Source organism: Flavobacterium marginilacus, from assembly GCF_026870155.1.
GTDB lineage: Bacteria > Bacteroidota > Bacteroidia > Flavobacteriales > Flavobacteriaceae > Flavobacterium > Flavobacterium marginilacus.
Genome location: NZ_CP113975.1, coordinates 3343992 through 3347108 on the forward strand (window position 1 = coordinate 3343992; position 3117 = coordinate 3347108).

Genomic DNA, 3117 nt, shown 5'->3' on the forward strand with positions numbered 1-3117 from the left:
TTATTTTTAGCAATGATTTAACTCCTTTTCTAGAAAATTTTACTTCTCAAAGCTTTCTAATTTATTAAAAAACAGACAAATTAAATACAAAATGTAACTTAACTAGAGGTATAGTTTTTGTTTGTATATCCACTGCTCCATTTATTTTTTTTCATTTCTCCAGGATAATATAACAATTACAAGTTAGTTCTGTAAAATTAAAAACTCACTTCTTCTGTTCTTCAAATGTTCTTCTTCAGAACATTTAACACCGTCTTTACATTTATTTATTAATTTACTTTCGCCAAATCCTTTACCTTTTAATCTATCAGCAGTGATTCCTTTTTGAACCAGCCATGCCATAATCGATTTGGCTCTTTTATCAGATAAAACAAGATTTGATTTTGTCGATGATCTGCTATCGGTATGTGAACGGATTTCGATTTTCATCTGTGGATATTCCTGCATTACGGCTAGAATTTTCTCTAGCTCAATTGCTGCTTTATCTGTTATATTCCATTTTGCTAAATCAAAATAAATCATCGAAATATTTAGTATTTTAGCTAAATCTGTTCCTGCTTTGATTCCTTTTATTTCTGGAATTTCTATCGTAGTAATTTTCTCTTTTTCTAAAGTAAAATCTAATTTATTTTCAATATTTGTTGAAATTGTAATCTGGCTTTCTTTGACTGGATAGCCTTTTCTTTCCACTTTAACCGAATACTTTTTGTTGCAATTTACTTTTACATTGTAGGTTCCGTCTTTTCCGGTAACAATTTCCTGAATGACTTGATTATTTTCGTCTAATAGTGTTACTTTCGCCCCTTCTATGGCTTCATTCGTTTTGCTATCTAAAATGGTTCCAGTAAGTGTTCTTTCACAAATCAGTTTTTTTGTTTCTGTAAATTTGTAGATATCATCATTTCCGATACCACCTTTTTTGTTTGAAGAGAAATAACCTTTACGGGTACTGCTATTAATTATAAAAGCAAAATCATCAAATTTGGTATTGATTGGTTCTCCAATATTCTGCACCTGATCAAAAGTTGCATCTTCCAGGATTTTAGAAACAAATATATCAAGTCCGCCAAGTCCCGGTCGCCCATCAGTGGCAAAGTACAATTCATTATCTCCCGAAATAAAAGGAAATGTTTCTCTTCCTTCAGTATTAATTCCTGCTCCAAGATTTTCAGGTTTTCCAAATGTTCCATCGGCATTGATTGTAACACTAAATAAATCTGACTGCCCTAAAGTACCCGGCATATCTGAAGCGAAATATAACTTCTTTTCGTCTAAACTTAACGCAGGATGTGCAGTACTGTATGCATCACTGTTAAAAGGCAGTTCGATAATGTTATCCCATTTTCCATCTATCAAACTGGCTGTGTAGAGTTTTAACAATGTGATATTTTTATCATCTTTTCCACGTTTTCCATCCAAAAAGTTATTTCTGGTGAAGTACATTGTTTTACCATCTTTTGTAAATACAGGAGTCGATTCATTAAACTTCGAATTGATTTCTTTGTTTAAAAGAACAGGATTATGAACTTTTCCATCTGGTTTAATGGCCGCTATATATAAATTGGTAAATGACTTGTTTGTCCATTTGAATATTTTTCCTTCCGTTTTCCCAATTTTTCTAGCAGAACTAAACACTAAATTACTATTCAGGAATGCACTTCCAAAATCTGAACTTACTGAATTAACATTTACAATAGAAACTTCAAATCTTCCTGAATTTAATTTAATTTGTTCCAGATAATTTTTATTATTTTCAAATAAAACGCCCCTGCTGTCAGCAGCAGTTATTTTACTAAATTCATTCAGTATTTCATCTGCTTTTTCATAATTACCAATTGACTTAAGTGCTTGTGAATATCTATAATAATATTCCGCTTCCTGATTGGAATTAATTATAAAAAGTCTATCATACCATATTACTGCTTTTGGCAGTTCAGCATTAAAGTAATAGGCATTTCCAAGTCGCTGAAACATTGTTTCATCTTCATAACCTTTTATTGCAAGTTTTTCGTAAATCGCTATTGCATCTGCATAAGCAAAATCATTGTATTCTTTTTCTGCTTTTTGCAATAAAGCTTTTTGTCCAATTGCATTAAAAAAGAAAAGAGACAAAAATACGGTGCATACTATTTTTTTTAATTTCATAATTAGAAAAATCTTGGTGATGTAATTCGGCTATAATTATTCATAAACTCAAAACGCAGAAAGATTTCATGTGAACCTGAATTGTAATTATTCAGCTTGGTTGTTTCTCTATCATAAGCATAACCAATGTACATACTTTTACTAACCTGAAATCCTGCCATTGCGCTTAAAGCAGCACTCCATCTATATGAAACACCTGCTGTAAATTTATCATTAAACATAAAATTTGCAGAAACATCTAACTGAAGTGGAGAGCCTTCAACCATTTTAGCTAAAACAGCTGGTTTGAATTTAATCATTTCATAACGGTCTAAGTTAAAGACATAACCAGCAATGAAATAATAATTGATCAACTCTTTAAAAATAGCGGTGTCATTATCATCATAACGATTGGTCTGGATAAAATTAGGAACAGACAGACCTACGTAACCATTGTCTGAATGCCAATAAACTCCAGCCCCAACATTTGGCGAAAATTTGTTTCTGAAATCTGAAAACTGGGAATCTCCCTGATGTTCAGGCTCCAGTTTGTTTGGATCAAGATTAAAAATATTTCCAGATCCTTTTATACCAAATGCTAATTTAGCTGTCGCTGATGTCTGAATAGTATAAGAGAAATCTACCGAGATATTATTCTCGGTAGTAGGGCCAATTTTATCATTTATTAATGAGAATCCCAATCCTACATTATTATTTAATGGTGTGTTTAATGAGATTGTACTGGTTTCGGGAGCTCCGTCAAGTCCTACCCATTGTGTACGGTATAACCCAAAAATACTCATCACTTCTCTGGAACCAGCGTAGGCAGGATTTACATTGATGGTATTGTGCATATACTGTGTAAACTGTGCATCCTGCTGTGCAAAACCAGCAACAGAACAAAACAATAAAACTAAAGCTAATTTTTTCATTTATATATTTTTAAAATAATGGCTTAACCTATGGCTAAGCCATTTTTATTAGTATGAAATA

2 protein-coding genes are annotated in these 3117 nt (G+C 31.9%); both read right to left on the bottom strand.

All coding sequences use genetic code 11. The features are described from left to right. Nucleotides 1-183: 183 nt before the first annotated feature. On the bottom strand, nt 184-2145 hold the full coding sequence (locus OZP07_RS13900; RefSeq protein WP_281635566.1) for an OmpA family protein: 1962 nt from the start codon (nt 2143-2145) through the stop codon (nt 184-186). 2 nt (nt 2146-2147) lie between these two features. Continuing rightward, nucleotides 2148-3056 carry a PorP/SprF family type IX secretion system membrane protein gene (locus tag OZP07_RS13905; RefSeq protein WP_281635567.1) on the bottom strand — a complete coding sequence of 303 codons (909 nt, stop codon included), beginning with the start codon at nt 3054-3056 and terminating at the stop codon, nt 2148-2150. Nucleotides 3057-3117 lie beyond the last annotated feature (61 nt).

What these genes read in the sequence shown, in the direction of transcription:
- OZP07_RS13900 (WP_281635566.1), bottom strand. Translation starts at nt 2,145, where the DNA reads ATGAAATTAAAAAAAATAGTATGCACCGTATTTTTGTCTCTTTTCTTT.
- OZP07_RS13905 (WP_281635567.1), bottom strand. Translation starts at nt 3,056, where the DNA reads ATGAAAAAATTAGCTTTAGTTTTATTGTTTTGTTCTGTTGCTGGTTTT.